The organism is Fibrobacter succinogenes (assembly GCF_902779965.1).
GTDB lineage: Bacteria > Fibrobacterota > Fibrobacteria > Fibrobacterales > Fibrobacteraceae > Fibrobacter > Fibrobacter succinogenes_F.
In genome coordinates this window covers 1-21,702 of the sequence record NZ_CACZDK010000047.1, presented here as the reverse complement: position 1 = coordinate 21,702, position 21,702 = coordinate 1, and the positions used below count along the sequence as shown (strand labels likewise).

Sequence of the window (21,702 nt, the reverse complement as noted above, 5' to 3'; positions counted from 1 at the left end):
TATGCGAAAGCAAGCTTTCGCGCATTGCTCGCTTTGCTCACTTTTACTAAATGGCGTTCCTGCGGAACGCGTTTAGTACGGCTCGGCCATGCCAATGCATTAAATTGCATTGTCGCGGTACTCGCCTTTTACTAAATTTTAGCCCATGAAAAATTTTTACGTTACCACTCCGATTTATTACGTCAATGATGCCCCGCATATCGGGCATTCCTACACGACTGTTCTCGCGGATATCCTTACCCGCTTCCATAAGATTATCGGCTACCAGACATTCTTTTTGACCGGCACAGACGAACACGGTCAAAAGGTGCAGCGCGCCGCCGCGAAGCGTGGCGTTACCCCGCAAGAACATGTGGACGAATACTACCACCGCTTCGAAGATTTGTGGAAAAAGATGAACATCAGCAATGATTTCTTCATCCGCACCACAATGCCGGAACACAAGGCTTACGTGCAGGAATGCTTGCAGAAGCTCTGGGACAAGGGCGAAATTTACTCCAAGGAATACGAAGGCTGGTACTCCGTTGGCGAAGAACGCTTCTTCAGCGAAGACGAACTTGACGAAAACAAGTGCGACCCCATCAGCCACCGCCCGGTGGAATGGCTCAAGGAAAAGAACTACTTCTTCAAGATGGGTTCTTACCAGCAGAAGTTGATTGACTTCTTGGAAAGCCACAAGGACTGGATTGTGCCGGACTACCGCTGGAACGAAATTCGCGGATTCCTCCGTCAGCCGCTCAACGACCTTTGCATCAGCCGCCCGAAGATTCGCTTGAGCTGGGGCATTCCGCTGCCGTTCGACCCGGACTACGTGACGTATGTTTGGTTCGATGCTCTCCTCAACTACGTGAGCGCTTCGACCGCATTCCACAAAACTTACGCATGCTCATGGCCCTCGACATTCCGCTCCCGCAGCACATCCTCGCCCACGGCTGGTGGCTCGTGAACGGCGGCGAAAAGATGAGCAAGTCCGCAGGCAACGTGGTGAACCCGATGGACTACATGGAAAAGTACGGCATCGATGCGTTCCGTTACTTCCTCGCCCGCGAAATGGTCGTCGGTCAAGATGCCAACTTTACGCACGAAGGCTTTGTCCGCCGCATCAACAGCGACCTCGCCAACGACCTCGGTAACGTATTGAACCGCGTTCACCGTTTGGTGCTCACGAACTTCGAAGGCAAGCTCCCGGCTCCGGCTGCACTCGACGATGCAGCCAACGAAGTCATCACCATCGCAAACCGCGTCCGCACAAACGTGATGGAATGGATTCCGCAGGTCAAGCTGTCCCAGGTCGTCGAAGAAATCATGACGCTTGTCCGTAGCGTGAACCGCTACCTCGAAGTCAAGGCTCCGTGGAAACTCGCCAAGGATCCCGCCCTCAAGGACGAACTTGCCACAGTGCTTTACGTTTCTGCCGAAGCCGTGCGTTTAAGCCTTTGCCTCCTCTGGCCGGTCATTCCGGGCAAGAGCGAAGAAGGTCTCGCCATGATTGGCAGCAAGTTCACCGACCAGAACGACCTCGTTTGGGGCATCCTCAAGGGCGGCGAACAGTTCGGCGAAGGCAAGCCGCTTTTCCCGCGTATCGAAGAAGAAGTCAAGAAGCAGCCGCAACAGCAGCAGAAGCCCAAGCAGAACAAGCCGCTCATGGCCGCAGACGTTCCGGCAGCAATGGACCTCCGCGTGGCTCAGATTGTCGAAGTTGCCGATCATCCAGATGCAAATAGTTTGTACGTCCTCAAGGTCGATGCTGGCGAAGGCGAACCGCGCACCATTTGCAGTGGCCTCAAAAACAGCTACAAGCCCGAAGAACTCCAGAACCGTAAGATTCTCTTGTTCGCAAACTTGAAGCCAAATGCTCTCCGTGGCATCATGAGCCAGGGCATGCTTTTTGCAGGCGACCTCGACGCCGAAGCCCACACTTGCCGCCTCGTGAGCGTCCCCGAAGATGCCAAGCCGGGTGACCGCGCCCTCTTCAAGGGTGTCGCACCGAGCGAACCGCGCGAGCTCAAGGTGAAGGACTTCGAAAAGATTGCACTCTCCGTGAAGGGTGGTGCTGTATTCTGCGGTGAAACCGCTCTTGAAGTGAACGGCAAGGCCGTGACCTGCGACGTCGCCGACGGCAACGGAGTGCATTAATTAGACGAGAGAACGCCCACTAGGTTGCTGAGCTCGTCGAAGTATAGCGGGCTACAGACTAAAGACGAAAGAAAACCTACTCTAGACTCGCTTCGGCGAGTCTTTTTTTTGCCTATAAAAAGCGAAAATCGAAAAAACGTCTAATTTTACGTCAAAACAACCTCAAAATTCCATTTGTTTACGTAAAATTTCAAACAAACTACACAAACAACAACAAATTAAACAAGAAAAAGCGGTTTGTAAGCAAGAAACACCTCAGATTTCATCTGTTTTTAGTCCAAAAATCGACATTTTGGAGCATTTTTCCACATAAAAACAAATTTCGGCCCACACAAAAAACATACAAACTAAAAATTTTACGTAAAAACATCCACATTTGCCTATTTTTTGACGTAAAAAACGCCCATTTTTCAGAATCAGCTTTTTTCAGCCCCAGCGCACCGCATTCCTACAATTTTGCCTCCTTGCGCGCCGGCATTCCTACTCGCCTCGCCTACACTCCGGCATTCCCACAATTCAACATTCCAGCATTTTAGTACTTTATCAGTTTTTTACCTCCAAATCAGTATTTTTTCAAAATCAGCATTTGCACACCAAAACGCCGGACCAATAATTTTATATATTGGCAATATGAAAGATTTCTTTGAAAAATTTAAAAACAACGCACTCGCCTACCTCAAATCCTTAAATTGGATTGTCTTACTCGGCATTGCAGCATTCAGCATCGCTCTTGCCATCATCAACAACATTCGAGTCGATGACGCCAAATCCGTCGATTGGATTGGTTCTCAAGAAATCCTCGAAAAACCGGCAGACATCCTGTAAGGAGCGACTATGATTGCATGTTTTGAAAAACCAAACCTCAAGAATACGATTATCGCAGGCGTTCTCCTCACACTCGCCACGTTCCTTGTAGCAGTCGGTGTTGCAGAAATCAGCTTTCCCGAAACATTCCTCACATTCACCGACCACGAGTGGCTTTTGGATATTTGGCCGAAGGCTTACCGCTACAACATCCACGTTGGTGTTAGCGCCGTTGCACTCGCTTGCGCCTTGATCGCCCCCGCACTCAAGATTCAAAAAGACTTTGCCACGCGCACGCTCGAAACGCTTTGTCGCGTAGGCATTGGCGGCATGTTCATCTTCGCCTCGATTTTCAAAATCCAGGACCCGCACCAGTTCGCAACACTCGTGGCGCAGTACCAGTTTTTCTCGGCACTCCACATCGACTTCGTGAACAACTTCTTTGCGCTTATCTATCCGCAATTTGAATTCTGGTTCGGCCTCGCCATGATTGTATCGCCGTTCGTCCGCGAATCCGCATTTGCGATTTTCTGGATGTTCGTGAGCTTCATCATCGCACTCGCCTGGGCTCTCTGGAACGACCTCGGCATCACTTGCGGTTGCTTTGAACTCGAAGACGGAAACGCCCACGACAAGGCAGAAGCCTGGACAAGCCTCATCCGCGACCTCATCCTCGTTTGGCCGACGCTCTGGCTCGCCTTCCGCAAGAACAAGAGCATCATCGCTATTTGGAAGAAACCGGAATAAACGGGCTTTAATTTTTAAGAAAATCTAAAACTCTTTTACTAAAAGATTTCATAGAGCAGTGGTCCAAAAGGGCGGCTGCTTTTTTTTCATCAATAACTTTTTCACCCGCAAGCACACGATCAAGAACCTTGGCGTAGGCCTTTGCATCAGTCGGAGGATCCACAAGTGGGCACACACCTTCCAAATTTTCCTTAACAGCAGAAGTCGCAGCACCAACAGCGGGAGTTCCACAAGCAATCGCTTCGATTGGCGGAAGTCCAAAGCCTTCCAACAGCGACGGATACACCATCAAATCAGCGTTGCGGTAAAAATCACGCATCACATGAGCCTTGACTTCACTGAAATGATAAACATTATAGAGCTTTTTTGCATTTACAATTTCGCGAAGGCGCTCCGAGAACTTTCCGATTCGCACAAAAGCTACATTCGGCCGAAGAGCAGCCATTTCAAAATAAGTTTCGATATTCTTGCGGGGTTCATCGAGACTCACATTCAAGCACATTCCATCAAAATTTTTGATACCACACTTGCGTGCAAAATCTTTTTTTTCTTCAGCGGTCAGAGCAACTTCGGGCTTATTGAATAATTCACAATCAATCGGGCAGCCAATAACTGCACCCGGCTTTTTAGACATGTCCACACCGAAATGGCGTTCTGCCTGAATTCGCGTCCATCCAGAATTATAGACAAAAGAATCAGCTTTGACCGTTGGACGGATGTAGAATAAATTAAGGAGCTTAAATTTAAGAGAATTCGGGTAAAGAGTTTCAGCAAAAGTATCATGAACAAACATCACCGTTTTGCTAAGCCCAGAAACCACCGGCACCAAGAATCCTAGTTCCGGACGAATGAAAAAAACGATTTGCGGATTCAGAGTCTGCACCAATTTCTTTAGCGGGCCACGGAAAGAAAAAAATCCCGAATAAAGCGACTTCGCCCACACTTCATGAGAGATATATGAATCATCACAATTGGGTTCATCTTTAGATAGCGCACCAAAGAACTTTGGCGTTTTAAGCCACAACACATGGGGTTCAAAAACGCCCGCAACAGCCTTGACCAAGTTCATCGTCAAACGACCGAAACTTGTACATTCATTCTTGTCACAAATAAACAAAATCTTTGGTTCGTTCATAATACAACTCAAAAAAACTTAACTAATTAAAATATAAAAATAATTGCTTTTTTGCTAAAAAAACTCACTTCACACGTCTCTAGTCTCTCGTCTAAAAACTATATTCAAGGCATGTCTAAAATCGGGATTGTTCTTGCAACTTACAACGGAGAAAAGTATCTTTCGCAGATGCTGGATTCGCTTTTGGCACAAACACGCCCTGCCGATTTTATCGTGGCAGTCGATGACGGTTCTACGGACAATACCGCAAATATTCTCGAAAGTTACAAAGACCGCCTCCCCTTGCAAATTGCACGATTCCCCAAAAATCAAGGGCACCGAGCTGCTTTTGCAAAATCACTCGAACTTGCGCAGCCGCTACTCGGCGATAGCGACATGATAGCCCTTGCCGATCAAGACGATATCTGGCTCCCGCAAAAATTGCAAATTCTCGAAGAAGCGCTTCGGCAAGCCGATGCGAATCTCGTATTTGGCGACGCTCAGCTTATAGACAGCAAAGGGAAAATCATTAGCGAATCATGGAGAAAAACCTCTGGCATCCCAGAACATCTTTCGTTAAGAGCAATCCTTACCGGATATACGAATGTCACCGGATGCATGACGATTTTCAAGGCAAAGCTGCTCAAGCAAATTCTTCCTATTCCAGAACAAGTCGCCGTCCATGACCAATGGATTACTTTTTGTGCAAGCCTCGATGCCCCGAATAACAAAGGTATAAAATCAATTAGCGCCCCCGTCATTCAATACCGCATCCACGGAGAAAACGCGATTGGGCTCGGCCAAACTCACACTTGGACAGGCAACCTGAAATTGAATTTACAATGGGCAAAAATGATTTTGACGACCCCACATTTTGAAACGCTCTCTCCAAGCGACCAGGAATTTGTAAAGCGCTATATCGCCTACGTGAACGACTTACTCAGCAAGCCCTTCATTCCGCAATACCTCGTGTGGATTGCACGAAATGCATCAAGCATCTATCCGCACGTCAAAGGAATTCCTGGTAAGATTTTACACATTTTGTACGGCATTGTCGGAGCTCCCATCATCACTAAAATTTCTGGAAAGAGATAATGCCAACAGTTTGTACAATCCTCGTCAATTTTAAGAATCCGAAAAAAACCGTTGCCTGTTTACGCGCACTCGAAAAAAGCACAGTCCAGCCAGACTGCGTCTATGTTATCGACAATGCATCTACTAAAGAGTCTAAAGAATATTTTGAAAGCTTTTCCTTTGCATTTAAAATCCGCTGGATTTGGAACAAAGAAAATCGAGGCTTTGCGGCAGGCTGCAATCAAGGAATCCGCGCATCATTAGAAGAATTCCCCAATAGTTTTGCATGGTTGTTAAACAACGACACCGAGCCTACCCCAACAGCACTCGAAAAGCTTCTCGACAAGGCTGTTACCACAAACGCAGGAATTACAGGCTCACTCATTCAAAAAGCAAATGGCGAGTTTTCTGGCGGAGTCGGTTTTATCCACCCGAAGTTTGCCTCGGTACGCCGGCCAGCATCCACTGACGAAAAAAATTTTGACTATGTCGAAGGCTCCTCGTTCCTGATTTCGCCGGAATGCATACAAAAGACAGGCCTTTTAAGTGAAGATTATTTTCTGTACTTCGAAGAAAGCGACTACTGTTGCAAAGCCAAACGAAACGGCTTTACGCTTGCATGGGCGACCGAAAGCGTAATCTTGCACGACATCGGATCTTCGACTGGAAGCGAAAACGCAAAAGGCGGAGTCCCCTATTTTATCGATTGCATAATGATTCGAAACCGAATCCATTTTGCATTCAAAAACGGATACCCGACATTAGGCATTTTACTTGGCTTAGGCATAAGCCTAGCACTCCGCGTAAAAAGGTTACAATTTTCAAGAGTTCCAACTATTTTGAAAATTACTTTATCAAAAGCTTTGTTCAAAAAATTTATTGAGAAAAACGGGGGATACTATGAAATCCATTGAAAAAATATTTAGCACGTTGATTATAGCAACAACAGTAGGAGCAAGTCCAATCTTCGCCAAGCATGTATCCAACGCATCCCTCAATGGTTCGGCACATACAAACAACATGCCACGCCACATCACTTTCTCGGATTCCACACATGAAAAAGAGCTAAATATCAACGCACAGCTGTTGGATTCCATCGCGATTACGAATCTCTCAAATGCGAAAACACATTACGACAACGCCACGTCCATCCGCTTGTTCATCGACGGACACTTCACGGACGCATTCCACTTCAACGCCCGCGCAAAAATCAACACCGATTACACAAACCGACACATAAATCCAAATTTCTATAACCCGGACGAAGGCCTCCCCTACAACAAGCAGAGCGAAAAAAAACGCACTTGGGATTTATTCGGAGCAAATGTAAGCTATAGCCTCAAGCCTGTAGAACTCCTCGCTGGATTTGATTACCTCGAATGGGGTCCCGCCCGCCGCAACCACGTCATTTTACGCGGTGAGCGTAACGTTTACCGCCCGTGGCAAGATAGCTCCAGCCGCATCTCCGATGCCGCCCCGACGCCTTATTTCGGCTACCAGTTCACGCTCGGACCAATTGAATACACGCAGTACGCCGCCAAAATCTACGAAAAGAAAAACTTCGGCAAGTATTTCCATGCCCACCGCCTCAACCTGAATTTGCCCAAAGACATCACGTTCGGCATTTCAGAAACATCGCTCTACGGCACCACCATCGAGGCCGCAGGTTCCAACCCGAATAAAGATAGCGACAGTACCGGTCGCGAATTCGAATGGGCTTACGTCATTCCGTTCATCCCCTACGTTTTCCAGGAGCACTTGCAAGGCGACCAAGACAATATCTCGCTTGCATTTGACTTGAGCGTCAAAACGCTCCCGAATTGGGAATTCTACGCAGAACTCTTGTGGGACGATATGAAATCACCGACAAGCATGTTCGACGATTCTTGGTGGGGCAACAAGTGGGCAACAACGCTCGGAGTCGCCCGCGATAACATTGTACTCGGCCCCGCAAATCTCGGTTGGATGTTTGAATACACCCGCATTGAGCCATGGGTTTACACGCACCATAAAGGCCGCGGCTACACCTACGCCAATTACGCCCAAAGCCTCGGTAGCGACCTCGGCCCGAATAGCCAAGAAGTACACACCGAAGTCAGTGCCGCCTACAAATTCCTCCAAGCAACGCTTTTCTTTGGCGCAGTCGCCAAAGACACTGCCTTCGGCGGGAACATCAACGACCTCCACACGCCCGAAAGTGCAACGGACAAGAAGTTCCTGAGCAAAAAAACAACTGTGCGTTACAAGGAACTCGGATTCAATTTAGAAGCAAAACCATGGGATTGGTTCAGCTTTAGATGCAGCTACACGCGGTTCTTCGGAGACTTTAAAGGCTACCGCACTTACGCCGTCGGTAGCCTGCAGTGGTAGGGCGGCTTCGCCGCAGTTGGCAGAGCTTAGTTGGCAGAGCTTAGAACTGCAGCGAAGCGACCTCAGTAACTAGTAACTCTGAACAAGTACCTTCTAAGCACAAAACACTCAACTCAGAATAAAACTTTCAATTCTTCCTCGTCAGTCGCGCTGAGCGCTTTCTCTTTCCATTCTGGGTTCAGCATAAGCTTTGCCACATTGGCAATCTCCATCGTATGCGCCATCGCCGATTCCGCTGGCGAAAGCAACACGCAAATAAACTGCGCCAATTCATCATTACGCGTTTTTATTCCCGTAAAGCCCTCACGACAAACCACAAAAGCCATTAGCGGACCCGGCAAACCAGGAATACGCGTATGCGGAAGTAAAAGCCCCTGCCCCATATAAATGCCCTGGGCTATACGCTCAGAAAGCCCTTTCCATGCCGACAAAGCGTCAAAACGATAAGGACCATTTACAAGAGCATCGTAAGCATACCCCAAAGCACGATTGAATTCAACCGGCTGCGTGTAAACACGCACATATGTAGGAACCATTACTGCAAAGCCCAATCCATGAATTTGAACACTTCTGGGTCTGTAGCCTTGGCCATAAGCTTGAATTCGCCAAACAGAGTACGGAGCTGCGCCTTGCCCGGCTCAATATACTGTTCAAACTTTTCAATCTTCTTCACCTTCGAGAGGAAGCAGTACGCACCAAGAGCCTGCATCAAACGTTGCAAACTAGCATGCACAAAGCCTTCCCAGGCATCATCCTTCGTATAAATTCTTGTACCGCGATACAAGCTGCGCCAATATTCAAAGAAGTCCTTGATCATAGGAAGCGGAAGACTTACGTACGGATCCCACAAGAGCGATGCAATATCATAGAACATGGAACCGCGACGAGCGCCCTGGAAATCGACGAACGCCACTTCGGAATTCGGGCGAATCATGATATTCTGGCTCTGGAAATCGCGATGCATCAAAACTTTCGTCTGCGCTTCAACAGAAACAGCAACTAACGAATAGAAATTTCGCACTGATTCCGGAATTTCCGTGATGCCCTTGTGGAGCTTCAGAAAATTTTCAGTAAAGTAATCCGTTTCCCACTTGAGAGCGGCAAAATCAAAGCGACGCAGCCAAATCTCGGTATGATGGCTGAACAACTGATGGCTTGCATTTTGCCACTGGATAAGCGCATCAATCACTTCCGGGTACAAAATACGGACACTTCCCGAAAGCACCTTGCTCCCATTCGGGTACGCTTCGTCCAAAAGACTACGTTTGCCTAAATCTTCTTGCAAAACCTGGCAAGAGGATTCATCGACACAATAAACGCGCGGAACCGGCAAACCATATTCCCTAAACGTCTTGGAATATTCAACAAAATGCTTGAAATCGTCATTAACCTCGGCACTAACCTGCAAGACACACTTCCGTTCACCATCGGCAATACGGAAATAACGCCTTCCAGAACCGGCACCGGCAATGGGAGTCACAGAAAAATTTTCAGTATAACCATGAGTCAAAAGGTACTCATGAATACTTGGCGAAATTTGAATAGAATCGTTTTGCATACTTTTAATATACTTAAAGAAACAGGAAAATGACAAATAAAATTAGCGATTTTGTGTGCCTTTTAACAACAAAAAAAGACTGCCGCCAAGCAGTCTTTTTTGCTCAGAATGACACTTCCTACTGTCTACTTCCTACAGCCTACTGTCGTAGCTCCGCTACGACACAAGCATCATCGAGAACACCATGACGAACAGCGCGACAGTTTCGCCCACGCCGAGCACCATGAGGTAATTCACGAGGCCCTTGCCCGTTTCGCCAAGAGCGTTGCAAGCGTCAGCAGCGGACTTGCCCACGTACCAGGCAGAAGCCATCATGCCGATGCCACCGAAGATGCCTACACCAAGGTAAGCAGCCCAGTTGCCCGGAGCCGCTTGAGACTTGTTCAAAATGAACATCATCAAAAGCATTCCGTAAATCGTCTGCGCAATCGGCGCACCCACAAAGATGAGCAGCGTAAAAAGCGCGTTCTTACCCTTGAGATACGCTTTTTTCCAGGCACCGATGGCCGCCATACCGGCAGTCCCGCAGCCCAGCGCAGAACCCACTGCAGCAAGGCCAAGGGCCGCCACCGCACCGAGCTTTGCGAGCGTCAAAAATTGTGTTTGATCCATACGTGCTACCTCACTGGATTAATGAAGCACCATCATGGAGAACACGAGCACGAACAAAGCGACAGTTTCGACGATACCGAGAACCATCAAGTAGTTCACCATGCCCTTGCCGGTTTCACCGAGAGCATCGCAAGCTACAGCAGCAGACTTGCCCTGGTACCAAGCAGAAGCCATCATGCCGAGGCCACCGAAGATACCTGCACCGAGGCAGCCGCCCCAGTTCGTAAAGTCACTAGCCTTTGCTGCATCCAGAATGAAGTTCATCAAAAGCATGCCGTAAATCGTCTGGGAAATCGGGGCACCGACGAACACGAGGAGCGTAAAGAGAGCACTTTTGCCCTGGGCATAAGCCTTCTTCCACATCGTGATAGCAGACATACCAGCCGTTCCGCAACCAAGGGCAGAGCCCATAGCCGCAATGCCAAGCGCAGCTGCAGCACCCATTTTAGCGAGAGTCACCATTGTATTCGGTTCCATTATATTATCCTCATTAAGTAGCGGGATTTAACCCTTGGTTTAATTTTTTTGCTTGGCGAAAGGAGTAAAGGCAAAGCCGCTCCATTCAAGGCCAAGTCCATTTGAAAATTCGAGAGTGTTAAGACGAACAGCATGCACCGCAACGCCCATCACGGCAAGAGCAATGTTCAAGCCATGCACAAAGAGCAAGATGAATGCAGCACCAGCAATGCCAACAGCAGAGCCAAAGAGCGGCGAGAGCATGTCGTTAAACGCTTCAGCGATAGCGGCACCAGACATACCCACCGCAAAGAGACGGATATAACTGATGACATCGGTAAAGCTGTTCACGACGTCAAGCACAAGCATCGGGATGCTAATAAAGTCTTGCTTTAAGCGGCTTGGCGGCACCGTAAAGAGCACTAGGAGCACCGCTTCCACGATGAACATCGGGATGACGAATGCCGGCATGTCGATTCCAAGCACCATGTTGCATGCAAGGAAAAACATGACCCAAGCGCCCATGAGCCAGCCCACTTGTGCCATGAATGTCGAAGACTTGCGCTTGATACGCACAACGACATTCCAAGCATGGGCAATGCTCAGGTGCACAACGGCAATGCAGAAGCAGAACAACTGAATGTGCTGCATCTGAGATGCACCCGCGGCCTTCGGCACAAAGCTAGCCGGCAAGAACGTAAACGTCTCGCAGAACTGCTTGTAGGCTTCAAAGCGCGTCGGATCCGTCGGAGCAGAGCTGCGAATCCAGTAGAGCACGTTGCGCACGCCTTCCGGGATAAAGTTATAGTTCGCGATATCGAGGTAGTAACTCCACCCTGCAAGTTCCGGCGTAAGGCCGAGGAAGTTTGCATTGATGGCGCCCCAAATGATAGTCGCCCAGCTCATCAAATAGATAAAGTGGAATCCGGCGCTGCTCGCCTTCGGCATTTTCGTGCGGGCAAAAACAGCAAGTCCGAGGAACAACAGGCCGTACGCCATATCGCCCACAATCATCGCAAAGAATATGCTGAAGAAGCACAGGAACACTGAGCTTACATCGACTTCGTTGTAGCCCGGCGAAATGCCGATAATGTCATAGAGGCACTGCATCGGGCGCGAAAGCTTGTTGTAACCAAGAAGCGTCGGGATGTTGTCTTCATCCGTCGGATCTTCGACGCGGATACCCCAGCCGTTAGCCTTTGCAGCCGCCCTAATTTCGGCAACGCGCGGTTCCGGGCAGAATCCCTGAAGCGCCGCGATTTCGCTATTCTGGAGCATGCTTGCAGATGCTTCGACGAGATTGTAACGGTCCGTCACTTCCATAAGGCGATCTTCAAGTTCGTCCTTCACGGAAGCAAGCTGAGCAAAGCGTTCGTCAACAGCCGAAATCGTCGTCTTCGCTTCTTCTTCAATCTGTCGATATTCTTCGAGAGATTTTTGAGGCATCGTGATTTCGGTAAAGGCGCCTGTCACCTTTGCTGGAGCTTCACCCTTGCTGAACACGGCAATGTAAGTGCCATTTTCATCCTTGGCAAAGACATGCTTGTAAGCGCACTCACCTTCGACTTCAAAAGGATCTTTCGAAGTATCGGCAAGGTAAAGGCGCACAAAAATGCCCTTGGCGGCGAGTTCCTTCACGGTTCTCGGATCCAGGTTTCCAAAAGCACCGAGCTTTGTCAGTTCCTCTTGGGACTGTTCCAGCTGGACTTCGGCATTCTTCTTTTCAGAAATAAGCGTCTGGATTTCTTCGACAAGCGTTACACCACTTGCGCCCTTTTCCGCAGGCGTTACACCTTTGCGGAGTTTATCAGGAACAACTTCCATCGCCTTCTGCACGCGGGCAACAGCGCCCTTTGCACCATTCACAGAAACGCCAACCGCATTCTGCAACGGCGTCAAATGGATAATTTCCATTTCGCGCAAGGCCTTTAAAGTTTCTTCCTTGTGGCTAACAAGCGTAAGAACGGTTACCTTTTTCATAGGAGTAATCATGCGGCAACCTCCTTACTCTGGGCGTCAAGAGCAAGCGCCTTCGCCGTAGCCTTGCCCTTGGCAAGCTTACTACGGGCAACACCGCTTGTCTGCTGGTCACCCAAGAAAATATTGATTTTGCGGATGTTATCCTTAGACTCGGGAATCTTGACTTTTTCGAACAGGTTCACGCGCTGGCTCGTGGTACGGAGTTCCTTGGAAAGAAGCTCGTACTGCTTTTCGAGCACGCGGCGTTCCAAGCGCAGCGAAATCAGGCCCTGAAGGCTGCGGATACCATCGTCAAGCCACACCGGAGTCGTAAAGAAATCCGGAATGTTCACGTTGAATTCCACGCCACTGAACGTCGGGATGCGCACGCCGGCGATGTTTCCTTCGCCCTGTTCGACGCTCTTCACCGAGAGATATTTGTCCCACTCAATGGGTTCGGCAAAAAGCGAAATCCACGAAGCCATGCTCTTGCGGAGCTTATCCTCTTCTTCGCGTTTCGCCATCACCTTCTCCTGGAGCGTACGCATTTCCATCTGCAGCTGCTGCTTCTTTAAAAGCAACGTCGGCAGATAGCGCTGGAAGCGCTTCAACGCGTCACGTTCCGCCTTGAGGGCGTTTTTAGTTAACTTGACCTTAGCCATATTACCACTTCTTCGGCCAATATTCGTTGATCATCTTGGTCGGAATACCGGTTTCTTCAGGAGTGAAGCAGTCGGCAAGAATTTCCCAGCCAAGGTCCAAAGCCTTTTCTAGAGGGATGTTTACTGAAAGGTCCATCATTTCCTTTTCGAAGCGCACACCATACTTCAACAGCTTCTGGTCCCAGTTGCTCATGTTGAAGCCCATGGATTGCTTTTCCAAGGTTTCCTTGTAGCTTGCGTACAACTGAATCATAGTGTTCATGATGGTACGATGGTCGCTACGGGTCTTACCGTTCACCTGCTGTTTCAAACGGCTCAAAGAACCGAACGGTTCGATACGGCCCTTGCGCAAGTAGAACTGACCTTCGGTAATATAACCGGTATTGTCCGGAACCGGGTGCGTCACGTCGTCGCCCGGCATGGTGGTCACAGCCAAAATCGTAATAGAACCAGCATCGCTGAAGTCCACTGCCTTTTCGTAACGGCTAGCGAGCTGAGAGTAAAGGTCGCCAGGATAACCGCGGTTCGACGGAATCTGTTCCATCGTAATGGCAATTTCCTTCATGGCGTCGGCAAAGTTCGTCATGTCCGTGAGGAGCACGAGCACGTTCTTGCCTTCGGTGGCGAACTTTTCTGCAACAGCGAGGGATGCATCCGGAACGAGCAAGCATTCCACAATCGGGTCCGATGCAGTGTGCATGAACATCACCGTACGGGAAAGAGCTCCGTTCTTTTCAAGGTAATCCTTGAGGTAGAGGTAGTCATCGTGCTTGAGGCCCATACCGCCGAGGATAATCACGTCCACTTCGGCCTGCAAAGCAATACGGGCCAAAAGTTCGTTATACGGTTCACCAGCAATAGAGAAAATCGGGAGCTTCTGGGAAACCACGAGCGTGTTGAACACGTCAATCATCGGGATACCCGTACGCACCATCGTCTTCGGGATGATACGCCTTGCCGGGTTCACAGACGGGCCGCCAATGGTAATGCGTTCGCCGTCCACTTCGGGGCCGTTATCACGGGGCTTGCCAGCACCGTTAAACACGCGGCCAAGCAAAGCTTCGCTGTACGGAACCTTCATCGGTTCACCAAGGAAACGCACTTCGGAGTCAGTAGAAATACCACGAGCACCAGCGAACACCTGCAAGTCCACGAGGTCGCCATCAATGCGGATAACACGGGCAAGAGATGTACCGAAAGAACTTGTAACCTGAGCGAGTTCCTGGTTAGCAACGCCTTCGGCTCTCAAAGTAATCACAGAACCGGCAATGCGTTCAATACGATGGTAAGCAACATTATGCATTAGCAGAAACCTCCTTTACGGAAGCAAAAATACTGGATTCGAGATCCTTGAATTCCTGAGAGTCAAATGCCACGCGGTTCCAGTCCTTGGTTGCCTGCGTGAGCTTGAGGAAGAACGTACGAGCGACATCCTTTTCGGCAAACGACATCGGCGTTTTAAGAATCGTGTAAATCTTGTCGAACACGTACTTCTGGCGTTCAGCAGAGCAGGCCGCATCAATTTCGTTATAAGCGTCCTGTTGCAGATAAACTGCATCCAAGTATTCGGATTTCAGATAAACAATAAAGTCTTCGATGGAAGTACCTTCTTCGCCCACGACCTTCATCATGTTGTTCACATCCACGCCGTTAGCGAGAATGGTGCGGGCTTCAGCCACCTTCTTGGAATCGATAATGCCTTCGTACTTGGACCAAGAATCAAGCGGATGGATAGCCGGGAAGCGACGTTGGTCAGAACGTTCACGGCTAAGGCCGAGGAATGCGCCCACCACCTTAAGGGTTGCCTGAGTCACCGGTTCTTCGAAGTTACCACCAGCCGGAGAAACAGAACCGCAAATCGTCACGGAGCCTGTCGAACCGTCCTTGAGGCGGACAACACCACCGCGTTCGTAGAACGAAGCGATCACGGATTCGAGGTAAGCCGGGAATGCTTCTTCGCCCGGAATTTCTTCCAAACGGCCGCTCATTTCGCGCAGAGCCTGAGCCCAACGAGATGTGGAGTCTGCAAGCAAGAGCACGTTGAGGCCCATCTGGCGGTAGTATTCAGCGAGGGTTACGCCGGTATAAACGGAAGCTTCACGAGCAGCCACCGGCATCGAAGACGTGTTACAAATAATCAGCGTACGTTCCATCAAGGACTTGCCCGTACGCGGGTCAATCAATTCCGGGAATTCGCGAAGGGTTTCCACCACTTCACCAGCACGTTCACCGCAAGCAGCCAAAATCACGATGTCCACGTCGGCATAACGGCTCATGAGCTGCTGGAGCACGGTCTTACCGGCACCGAAGGGGCCCGGCGTACAGAACGTACCGCCCTGCATCACGGGGAAGAACGTATCGATAATGCGCTGCTGCATAGTAAGCGGCTTGGAGGGGCGCAAGCGTTCTTCGAAAGCCTTGATCGGCATCTTCACCGGCCAGGTCTGCACCATCGTCACATCGACGGTTTCGCCCTTATCGTTCTTGAGCTTTGCGACAACATCTTCGACAACGCGGTCACCAGCCGGAGTCACATAATCTACAGTCCACTTGCCTAGGAGCTTGAACGGCACCATGATGCGGTGCGAGAACACGCCTTCGGGAACCGTACCGATGGTATCACCGGCAACAACCACATCGCCCACTTTAGCAACCGGAGTAAAAGCCCACTTGGTATCACGCGGGAGAGCCTTCAAGTACTTACCGCGCTGGAGGAAGAAGCCGCATTCGTCAGCAAGCTTCGGCAGCGGGTTCTGGAGACCGTCAAACACTTGAGTCAGAAGGCCAGGGCCAAGTTCAACAGACAAAAGTTCACCGGTAAATTCGACTTCGTCGCCAGCCTTAAGGCCAGTCGTATCTTCGAATACCTGGAGTTCAGCGTAATCACCGCGGATACGAATCACTTCGCTCTTGAGGGGAATGATTTCAGCCTTACCTTCTTTGTTCTTCGTAACGAGCTTTGCATAAGCCACTTCGTTCTGGGAAACGGCGCTTTCGAACTTTACACGAATCAAGTTTCCGTTGACGCCGGTTATTTTTCCGATACTAGCCATTGAAAATGGACCTCCAATCATTCCTGCCTAAACGCAGGATCGTTAGCATTAATAACATTGATGACGGCTTTATCACCTGCAATTTCGTTTATGCCAGCCCAGCGCTCACAAATTTTGAGCTTAATCGCGTAAGCATAAACGTGCTTGACCGTTCCCTCGCCTACACCGGCAAGAGAATCAACAAGCCAGAAACGGGCGCGGTCGATATCCTGTTCCTTTTCTAGCGGACTGGCCTTCATGAACGCGTCCTGGATCATCTTAGCAAAGGTGACGTCATAACCAGAGAAAGAACGTTCCGCAAAACGCACTTCAGGCCCCCACGCTTGGGCGCGGAGCCTTCCGGAAACGTTTCTCATCTGGATTTCACGGGATTGGTATTCCCGAACAAATTCATCATCGCACTCTTCGCCCGCTAAGAGAGCGTCGAGCGCTTCAAGTTCTGGGGCATCCAGCACACCTTCGCAACGGCCACGGAACTCGGCCATGCTAAGGGGCGGAACGTCGCCCAGTTCTAGCATCGGAAGCGATGCCATCAAATATGCTGGACTGCTCATTGGACCGCCTTATTTGCCCTGGGCGGCCTTGTTTACAATCTTTGCAAGCTGCGGTCTGAGCAAGGCAGAAAGAGATTCCGCCATTGCCTGTTCTGTAAATTCGTGGCTGACCTTGCCGCCATCGAGCTTAACGCGGAAGCCGAACTTGACGCCCTTGTCGCTTTCGACCTTGACGCCAGCCTTGAGCTGTTTCGCAAATTCGCCCATGACAAAGCTCGAAAGAGCCTTCGCATCGGCTTCGGAGAAATCAATTTCGATATCGGAGGTATAGCTCTTGGCAACGGTGAGAAGCATGTTCTTCACAGTTGATTCATCGAGAGATTTTTCAACTTGGAGGCTGAGAAGATCGAGAATCATTTTTTCGAGATTCTTGCCCACCGAGAGGAGCAAATCACGTGCGGACTGTTCCAAAGTGCGTTCGCTGCGTTCTGTAAATGCTTGAGCTTCCTTGTCGGCGTTTTCGAGTTTTGCCTTGGCTTCGTCTTCGGCGGCCTTCACAATTTCGGCGGCCTTGTCTTTTGCCTTAGAAATAATATCTGCTGCTGCGAGTTCAGCCTTTTCGACAGCATCCTTCTGGATGCGTTCCATCAGGGCTTGCAAATCTTCTGCCATTTAAATCTCCAAATTGAACCAAAACACCCCAAAATAGGGTATTTTCATTAAACACAGAAAAGAATATACAAGTAAAAAATTAAAAAAGACAAGAAAATCGTCAAAAAGTTGCGAAAATATTGTTTACTTGCGAAAATGGGCGATAAAAAGACCAAAAGGAGCGATAAAAGGAAAATTTTCCTATATGCAAAATTCATGCCTTAACGTCCATTTTTACACCAGATGTATGGAATTTACACGTCCCGTAAGGGATGTTACAGGGGGTGTAAGCGAGGTCAAAAACCGGAGAAAATGCGGTCAGTTGTTTCGCAGGCTCTTCAGATAATCCTCGACATTCAAATAACGGATTTCGCCAAAAGTTCCCGCATTTCCACGGTAAATCACGTTCTTGCTATGAATTTTTCCGTAACGGAATTCCGTATCCGCGCATTTCTTAGAATCAAGCAAATGGCGGCACTGTTCCTTTGCCATTTGGCCACAATGCTTAATCTCGTAAATTTCACAACAAGCATTACGTGGGTCAAAAACAACCATATCGAACTCCCCGACTGCAAACTGCAATTGAAAAACTTGCATATCAGGTCGAGCCATTTTCGTTTCTAGCAAGACAATTTCTTCCATCATACGTCCACGAATTTCATCGAGGATCCGTTTCTCGATAGACATGCGTTCGGCAATTGAGATGTCTCTAAACGTTTCATCAAGCAACAGACTCTGAATCAGTGCCGAGGCTTGAGCAAACCGAAGCCCCGGCTGCGAAAGAACCGTCCGAGAACGCTGTTCATTCAAGCTAGACATGTTGACAACATCTATATCGCAAGTAAGGTCAAGCAAATCCAAATATTCCTTGATTTCGGCCCTGTGCGATTCATTTATGGCAACAGACTGTTCCTCCCTGTCCTTGATCAGCAATAGTTCTTTTAACCGTTTTGTAACAGAATCTATGTCAACACGATCCAAAACATCCGTAGGTTTAAACCTGTCGCGGCGAAGATTCGCTTGAGACCTTTTCAAATCACCGGACTTAAAATTCCGGGTTAAAACGTCAATGGTAAACCGGTGATTCCCATCCTCCACAACGCGGTTGATGGCGCTCGTCAATTCACCCGCATTGTAGAGTTCTTGCAACGAACGAAAATGCCCCTCATGCTGGTAGCATTTTAGCGAATGCTGGATATTGCGAGCAATCGCAGAATCCACATACTCGTCAGCACTTTTCTTTGTAGCGAAGGTAAATCTATCTGTATTGTAATTACTCCCACCCATGCTCATGGTGCCCCCAAACTCAATAAATCGATCTATTCCGACCACACCAAGAACATTTTCAAATTCACGATAAGGAATGAAAGTTGTATGCAGCAAAAAGCAACGGTCATAAAGTTGTTCATCCTCAGAAAACACAAAACCCAAAGAATCCGTTCCCGAAAGCACAATTTTCATTCCGCTTGCAGCAAAAATATCGGAAAAAAGTGCGGCCCCCTCGATAAAATCTTGAAGCATCGTCACTTCATCCACAAAGACATAGCGATAGCCCAACGATTCCAGCAACTTAAGATCGTGATTGACTTCGGCCAACGAATGACGAGAACTCAGCTGAACAAACGCCGTCTTCATCTGCATTTCTGACGACATTTCACCGATAAGCTGACGGACTAGAGTCGTCTTTCCCGTGCGACGAAGCCCATAGAGAATCATAACACGGTCGTTACTTTCACCATAGACATAATCATGAAGGACGCTAAAAATTTCACGTTTTTTCCACTTCATCACAGAAGCATAGAAACGCGTCAACTGCGACCCGATTTTCACATCAGTCTTGAACTGGGGAGCCGCAGAATAAACAGCAGAACGCTCCGCAGCAATTTTTGCGGAAAGTTCCAAGAACTCGTCATCCTTCACACGACGGCTATGCTGTTTTCCGTTTTCAGTCCACTGGTAGTATGCATAACGCTTGCCGTTAATCGTCTTGTAGGTAATACCGCCCATGCTCACCTCGCCCGTTTAACTTAAATTTAACTTATTAAGTTAAAAAAGTCAATAGAGGACATCATGGAACCCTACCGTCCATTCATCGATCAGATTGCGTACAAATTACACGCAGCAAAAAAGAAAAAGTTGGACAAAGAAGTCAAGGCATCCTTTCTGGAACTATTCTACACCAACATTCCCTTCGGGGAACAGATGGTGCAGTTAGGAACATGTCTCACCTACACCACCGCCTCCGTCGTCAAATTTTTCATGGGCGAAACCAAGAACATTTCATACCCGAGGTTATCATGTGGGTTGTAACAATTTTCGATTTTCCGAGGCACTGCAAAAGCGGCAGACATAAGGACTCACCGACGACGAATCGCCAATATAATCGAGCCCCGCTCCACGGTATGCATCCTGAGGGAATTTGCCGAAATATACAGCCACTTCGGCAACACAACACCAAGGCTCCAAAAAAATGGCCCAAAATCACAGGATTGACGCAAAATGCGTCCGCAGGCTGCGTTCGGTCATGACAAAATGCAAGCATTTTGTCGCGACACTCACTTGCTCGCTTTTTATCCAATTTTTCTGATTTTTTCACAAGAGAAACGCTTGCGAACCCGCATAAATAAAGGTATATTCATTATTAGAATCTATGTGAGTAAGCGGAAATGGTGGGCCGCTTGGGATTTTCGAATCCGTATGAAGGAGTTTACCGTCCTTCCTCATAGATTCTTATAGGAGTGAAAACGATTTTGATTTTATAGGGGCTCTTTATGAGCCGAGATAAAACATGGGGTATTGACTTTCCTTGTGAAAAATGATATATTATGGATGATGAACGTTGTGATGGCCATAACCAAATGATCAACCGGATTCCGTCGGGGCGTTATGGAGCCTACAGGCCAGCTGCACGTAAGTGCTTAGTCATCCTGAAAAGGGGTGGCTTTTTTTATTGTCTTATAGGGGCTCTTTATAAGCTGAGATAAAACATCAAAAGTGGTATGTGCAAATTTTGCATATTGCTCTTTCAAAGTTCAAGCCGACAACAAATGCTTTTAACGAGGCGTTGCGGGGTGTCCCCGCTCGAAAGGGTAGCGGCCCTTCGACAGGCTCAGGGACCTTTGTCACGGAGACTGACGATGGAAGCGAGGGGAAGGCTTTCCCCCTCCCCTATAAAACAAAGTCCTAGATTTTTTTGACATAGAATGCCTGGATTCCCTCCCTTCGGTCGAGAATGACTGTGCTCCGTCAATAACACAATTCCAACTACATTTTCTAACTACTAATCACTATTTTTTCCTTCCTACTTCCTACTTCCTACTTCCTACTTTTCTATATTTTGCCCCGAAAAATTATCTTCAAGGATACAACCATGAAACGTACACATAACTGCGGCCAGCTTCGCAAGGAAGATGTTGGCCAGACCGTAACACTCGCCGGTTGGGTGGATCGCCGCCGTGACCATGGTGGTGTGATTTTCGTTGACCTCCGCGACAAGTATGGCAAGACCCAGATCGTTTTCAACCCGGACTACAACGCCGATGTGTTGAAGACCGCCGAACAGCTCCGTAACGAATACGTTATTTACGTGACTGGTAAGGTCTACGCCCGTGAAGAAGGCAACACCAACGAAAAGCTCGCCACGGGTGAAATCGAAGTCAAGGCCGACAGCCTCGAAATCTTGAACGCCGCCCTCACCTCTCCGCTCGCTATCAACGACCCGAACGAAGAATGCAAGGAAAACGACGACCTCCGCTTGCAGTACCGCTATTTGGACCTCCGCCGTCCGTGGATCCAGAAGAAGCTCCTCCTCAAGAGCCGCTTCCTCAAGGCCGTCTATGACTTCTTCTATTCTAACGGTTTTGAAAACATTGAAACTCCGTGCCTTTGCAAATCGACACCGGAAGGCGCACGTGACTACCTCGTGCCGTCCCGCGTGAACCCGGGCAAGTTCTACGCCCTCCCGCAGTCTCCGCAGCAGTACAAGCAGCTCTTGATGATTGCCGGCATGGAC

The 21,702-nt window shown here is 48.8% G+C and carries 21 protein-coding genes; 9 read left to right on the top strand and 12 right to left on the bottom strand.

What is annotated here, in order from left to right:
* Window positions 1–145: 145 nt before the first annotated feature.
* The 4 genes from HUF13_RS17470 to HUF13_RS15920 all read left to right on the top strand — a co-directional run bounded on the left by HUF13_RS17470 (window position 146) and on the right by HUF13_RS15920 (window position 3,687).
* The gene (locus tag HUF13_RS17470) at window positions 146–946 is read left to right on the top strand and encodes a class I tRNA ligase family protein (RefSeq protein WP_304039310.1); all 801 of its coding nucleotides are present in this window, start codon (window positions 146–148) and stop codon (window positions 944–946) included.
* A complete protein-coding gene (locus HUF13_RS17465; protein ID WP_304039308.1) occupies window positions 889–2,136 on the top strand; it encodes a class I tRNA ligase family protein in 1,248 nt (415 codons plus the stop codon). The genes HUF13_RS17470 and HUF13_RS17465 overlap by 58 nt, the downstream gene beginning before the upstream one ends.
* 630 nt (window positions 2,137–2,766) lie before the next feature.
* On the top strand, window positions 2,767–2,961 hold the full coding sequence (locus tag HUF13_RS15925; RefSeq protein ID WP_173476037.1) for a hypothetical protein: 195 nt from the start codon (window positions 2,767–2,769) through the stop codon (window positions 2,959–2,961).
* A gap of 9 nt (window positions 2,962–2,970) precedes the next feature.
* Complete coding sequence (locus tag HUF13_RS15920; protein ID WP_173476036.1) at window positions 2,971–3,687, top strand: MauE/DoxX family redox-associated membrane protein; 717 nt, start codon at window positions 2,971–2,973, stop codon at window positions 3,685–3,687.
* Window positions 3,688–3,694: 7 nt separating this feature from the next.
* Here HUF13_RS15920 and HUF13_RS15915 read toward each other — a convergent pair whose 3' ends face one another.
* Window positions 3,695–4,822, bottom strand: a complete 1,128-nt coding sequence (locus HUF13_RS15915) for a glycosyltransferase (RefSeq protein WP_173476035.1) — start codon at window positions 4,820–4,822, stop codon at window positions 3,695–3,697.
* A 111-nt stretch (window positions 4,823–4,933) separates the two neighbouring features.
* Here HUF13_RS15915 and HUF13_RS15910 point away from each other — a divergent pair, with 111 nt between their 5' ends.
* Genes HUF13_RS15910 through HUF13_RS15900 form a run of 3 tightly spaced genes read left to right on the top strand, consistent with a single transcriptional unit; the run spans window position 4,934 to window position 8,245 of the window.
* On the top strand, window positions 4,934–5,896 hold the full coding sequence (locus HUF13_RS15910) for a glycosyltransferase (RefSeq protein ID WP_173476034.1): 963 nt from the start codon (window positions 4,934–4,936) through the stop codon (window positions 5,894–5,896).
* A complete protein-coding gene (locus HUF13_RS15905) occupies window positions 5,896–6,789 on the top strand; it encodes a glycosyltransferase family 2 protein (RefSeq protein ID WP_173476033.1) in 894 nt (297 codons plus the stop codon). Before HUF13_RS15910 ends, HUF13_RS15905 begins: the two co-directional genes overlap by 1 nt.
* Window positions 6,776–8,245, top strand: a complete 1,470-nt coding sequence (locus tag HUF13_RS15900) for a capsule assembly Wzi family protein (protein ID WP_173476032.1) — start codon at window positions 6,776–6,778, stop codon at window positions 8,243–8,245. The genes HUF13_RS15905 and HUF13_RS15900 overlap by 14 nt, the downstream gene beginning before the upstream one ends.
* A gap of 113 nt (window positions 8,246–8,358) precedes the next feature.
* Here the strand turns inward: HUF13_RS15900 and HUF13_RS15895 are convergent, their stop codons facing one another.
* The 11 genes from HUF13_RS15895 to HUF13_RS15845 form a co-directional block, all read right to left on the bottom strand.
* On the bottom strand, window positions 8,359–8,781 hold the full coding sequence (locus HUF13_RS15895; protein ID WP_173476031.1) for a PTS sugar transporter subunit IIA: 423 nt from the start codon (window positions 8,779–8,781) through the stop codon (window positions 8,359–8,361).
* Window positions 8,781–9,803 carry an aminoglycoside phosphotransferase family protein gene (locus HUF13_RS15890; protein WP_173476030.1) on the bottom strand — a complete coding sequence of 341 codons (1,023 nt, stop codon included), beginning with the start codon at window positions 9,801–9,803 and terminating at the stop codon, window positions 8,781–8,783. Before HUF13_RS15890 ends, HUF13_RS15895 begins: the two co-directional genes overlap by 1 nt.
* A 156-nt stretch (window positions 9,804–9,959) precedes the next feature.
* A complete protein-coding gene (locus HUF13_RS15885; RefSeq protein WP_074208334.1) occupies window positions 9,960–10,415 on the bottom strand; it encodes a V-type ATP synthase subunit K in 456 nt (151 codons plus the stop codon).
* Window positions 10,416–10,433: 18 nt separating this feature from the next.
* Window positions 10,434–10,892 (bottom strand): V-type ATP synthase subunit K, encoded by a 459-nt coding sequence (locus HUF13_RS15880; RefSeq protein ID WP_083579764.1) that lies wholly within the window; start codon window positions 10,890–10,892, stop codon window positions 10,434–10,436.
* 39 nt (window positions 10,893–10,931) lie between these two features.
* Entirely contained in the window at window positions 10,932–12,863 is a 1,932-nt protein-coding gene (locus HUF13_RS15875; protein ID WP_173476029.1) for a V-type ATP synthase subunit I, read from the bottom strand.
* The gene (locus HUF13_RS15870) at window positions 12,860–13,492 is read right to left on the bottom strand and encodes a V-type ATP synthase subunit D (RefSeq protein WP_072828987.1); all 633 of its coding nucleotides are present in this window, start codon (window positions 13,490–13,492) and stop codon (window positions 12,860–12,862) included. The genes HUF13_RS15875 and HUF13_RS15870 overlap by 4 nt, the downstream gene beginning before the upstream one ends.
* A gap of 1 nt (window position 13,493) precedes the next feature.
* On the bottom strand, window positions 13,494–14,795 hold the full coding sequence (locus HUF13_RS15865; RefSeq protein WP_074208332.1) for a V-type ATP synthase subunit B: 1,302 nt from the start codon (window positions 14,793–14,795) through the stop codon (window positions 13,494–13,496).
* The gene (locus tag HUF13_RS15860; RefSeq protein WP_173476028.1) at window positions 14,788–16,545 is read right to left on the bottom strand and encodes a V-type ATP synthase subunit A; all 1,758 of its coding nucleotides are present in this window, start codon (window positions 16,543–16,545) and stop codon (window positions 14,788–14,790) included. Before HUF13_RS15860 ends, HUF13_RS15865 begins: the two co-directional genes overlap by 8 nt.
* 17 nt (window positions 16,546–16,562) lie before the next feature.
* Window positions 16,563–17,099: a hypothetical protein gene (locus HUF13_RS15855; RefSeq protein WP_173476027.1), complete on the bottom strand. Its 537-nt coding sequence runs from the start codon at window positions 17,097–17,099 to the stop codon at window positions 16,563–16,565.
* Between the two features lie 9 nt (window positions 17,100–17,108).
* Window positions 17,109–17,711, bottom strand: coding sequence for an ATPase (locus tag HUF13_RS15850; RefSeq protein WP_173387343.1), 603 nt, complete (start codon window positions 17,709–17,711; stop codon window positions 17,109–17,111).
* A gap of 297 nt (window positions 17,712–18,008) precedes the next feature.
* Entirely contained in the window at window positions 18,009–19,697 is a 1,689-nt protein-coding gene (locus HUF13_RS15845) for an AAA family ATPase (protein WP_304039306.1), read from the bottom strand.
* A 63-nt stretch (window positions 19,698–19,760) separates the two neighbouring features.
* Between HUF13_RS15845 and HUF13_RS15840 the strand changes: the two genes are divergently transcribed.
* A complete protein-coding gene (locus HUF13_RS15840) occupies window positions 19,761–20,000 on the top strand; it encodes a hypothetical protein (RefSeq protein WP_173476025.1) in 240 nt (79 codons plus the stop codon).
* Between the two features lie 1,060 nt (window positions 20,001–21,060).
* Window positions 21,061–21,702, top strand: a 642-nt coding sequence (locus tag HUF13_RS15835; RefSeq protein WP_304039304.1) for an amino acid--tRNA ligase-related protein, incomplete at its 3' end; no start/stop codon positions are given.

What these genes read in the sequence shown, in the direction of transcription:
- HUF13_RS17470 (WP_304039310.1), top strand. Translation starts at nt 146, where the DNA reads ATGAAAAATTTTTACGTTACCACTCCGATTTATTACGTCAATGATGCC.
- HUF13_RS17465 (WP_304039308.1), top strand. Translation starts at nt 889, where the DNA reads ATGGCCCTCGACATTCCGCTCCCGCAGCACATCCTCGCCCACGGCTGG.
- HUF13_RS15925 (WP_173476037.1), top strand. Translation starts at nt 2,767, where the DNA reads ATGAAAGATTTCTTTGAAAAATTTAAAAACAACGCACTCGCCTACCTC.
- HUF13_RS15920 (WP_173476036.1), top strand. Translation starts at nt 2,971, where the DNA reads ATGATTGCATGTTTTGAAAAACCAAACCTCAAGAATACGATTATCGCA.
- HUF13_RS15915 (WP_173476035.1), bottom strand. Translation starts at nt 4,822, where the DNA reads ATGAACGAACCAAAGATTTTGTTTATTTGTGACAAGAATGAATGTACA.
- HUF13_RS15910 (WP_173476034.1), top strand. Translation starts at nt 4,934, where the DNA reads ATGTCTAAAATCGGGATTGTTCTTGCAACTTACAACGGAGAAAAGTAT.
- HUF13_RS15905 (WP_173476033.1), top strand. Translation starts at nt 5,896, where the DNA reads ATGCCAACAGTTTGTACAATCCTCGTCAATTTTAAGAATCCGAAAAAA.
- HUF13_RS15900 (WP_173476032.1), top strand. Translation starts at nt 6,776, where the DNA reads ATGAAATCCATTGAAAAAATATTTAGCACGTTGATTATAGCAACAACA.
- HUF13_RS15895 (WP_173476031.1), bottom strand. Translation starts at nt 8,781, where the DNA reads ATGGTTCCTACATATGTGCGTGTTTACACGCAGCCGGTTGAATTCAAT.
- HUF13_RS15890 (WP_173476030.1), bottom strand. Translation starts at nt 9,803, where the DNA reads ATGCAAAACGATTCTATTCAAATTTCGCCAAGTATTCATGAGTACCTT.
- HUF13_RS15885 (WP_074208334.1), bottom strand. Translation starts at nt 10,415, where the DNA reads ATGGATCAAACACAATTTTTGACGCTCGCAAAGCTCGGTGCGGTGGCG.
- HUF13_RS15880 (WP_083579764.1), bottom strand. Translation starts at nt 10,892, where the DNA reads ATGGAACCGAATACAATGGTGACTCTCGCTAAAATGGGTGCTGCAGCT.
- HUF13_RS15875 (WP_173476029.1), bottom strand. Translation starts at nt 12,863, where the DNA reads ATGATTACTCCTATGAAAAAGGTAACCGTTCTTACGCTTGTTAGCCAC.
- HUF13_RS15870 (WP_072828987.1), bottom strand. Translation starts at nt 13,492, where the DNA reads ATGGCTAAGGTCAAGTTAACTAAAAACGCCCTCAAGGCGGAACGTGAC.
- HUF13_RS15865 (WP_074208332.1), bottom strand. Translation starts at nt 14,795, where the DNA reads ATGCATAATGTTGCTTACCATCGTATTGAACGCATTGCCGGTTCTGTG.
- HUF13_RS15860 (WP_173476028.1), bottom strand. Translation starts at nt 16,545, where the DNA reads ATGGCTAGTATCGGAAAAATAACCGGCGTCAACGGAAACTTGATTCGT.
- HUF13_RS15855 (WP_173476027.1), bottom strand. Translation starts at nt 17,099, where the DNA reads ATGAGCAGTCCAGCATATTTGATGGCATCGCTTCCGATGCTAGAACTG.
- HUF13_RS15850 (WP_173387343.1), bottom strand. Translation starts at nt 17,711, where the DNA reads ATGGCAGAAGATTTGCAAGCCCTGATGGAACGCATCCAGAAGGATGCT.
- HUF13_RS15845 (WP_304039306.1), bottom strand. Translation starts at nt 19,697, where the DNA reads ATGGGCGGTATTACCTACAAGACGATTAACGGCAAGCGTTATGCATAC.
- HUF13_RS15840 (WP_173476025.1), top strand. Translation starts at nt 19,761, where the DNA reads ATGGAACCCTACCGTCCATTCATCGATCAGATTGCGTACAAATTACAC.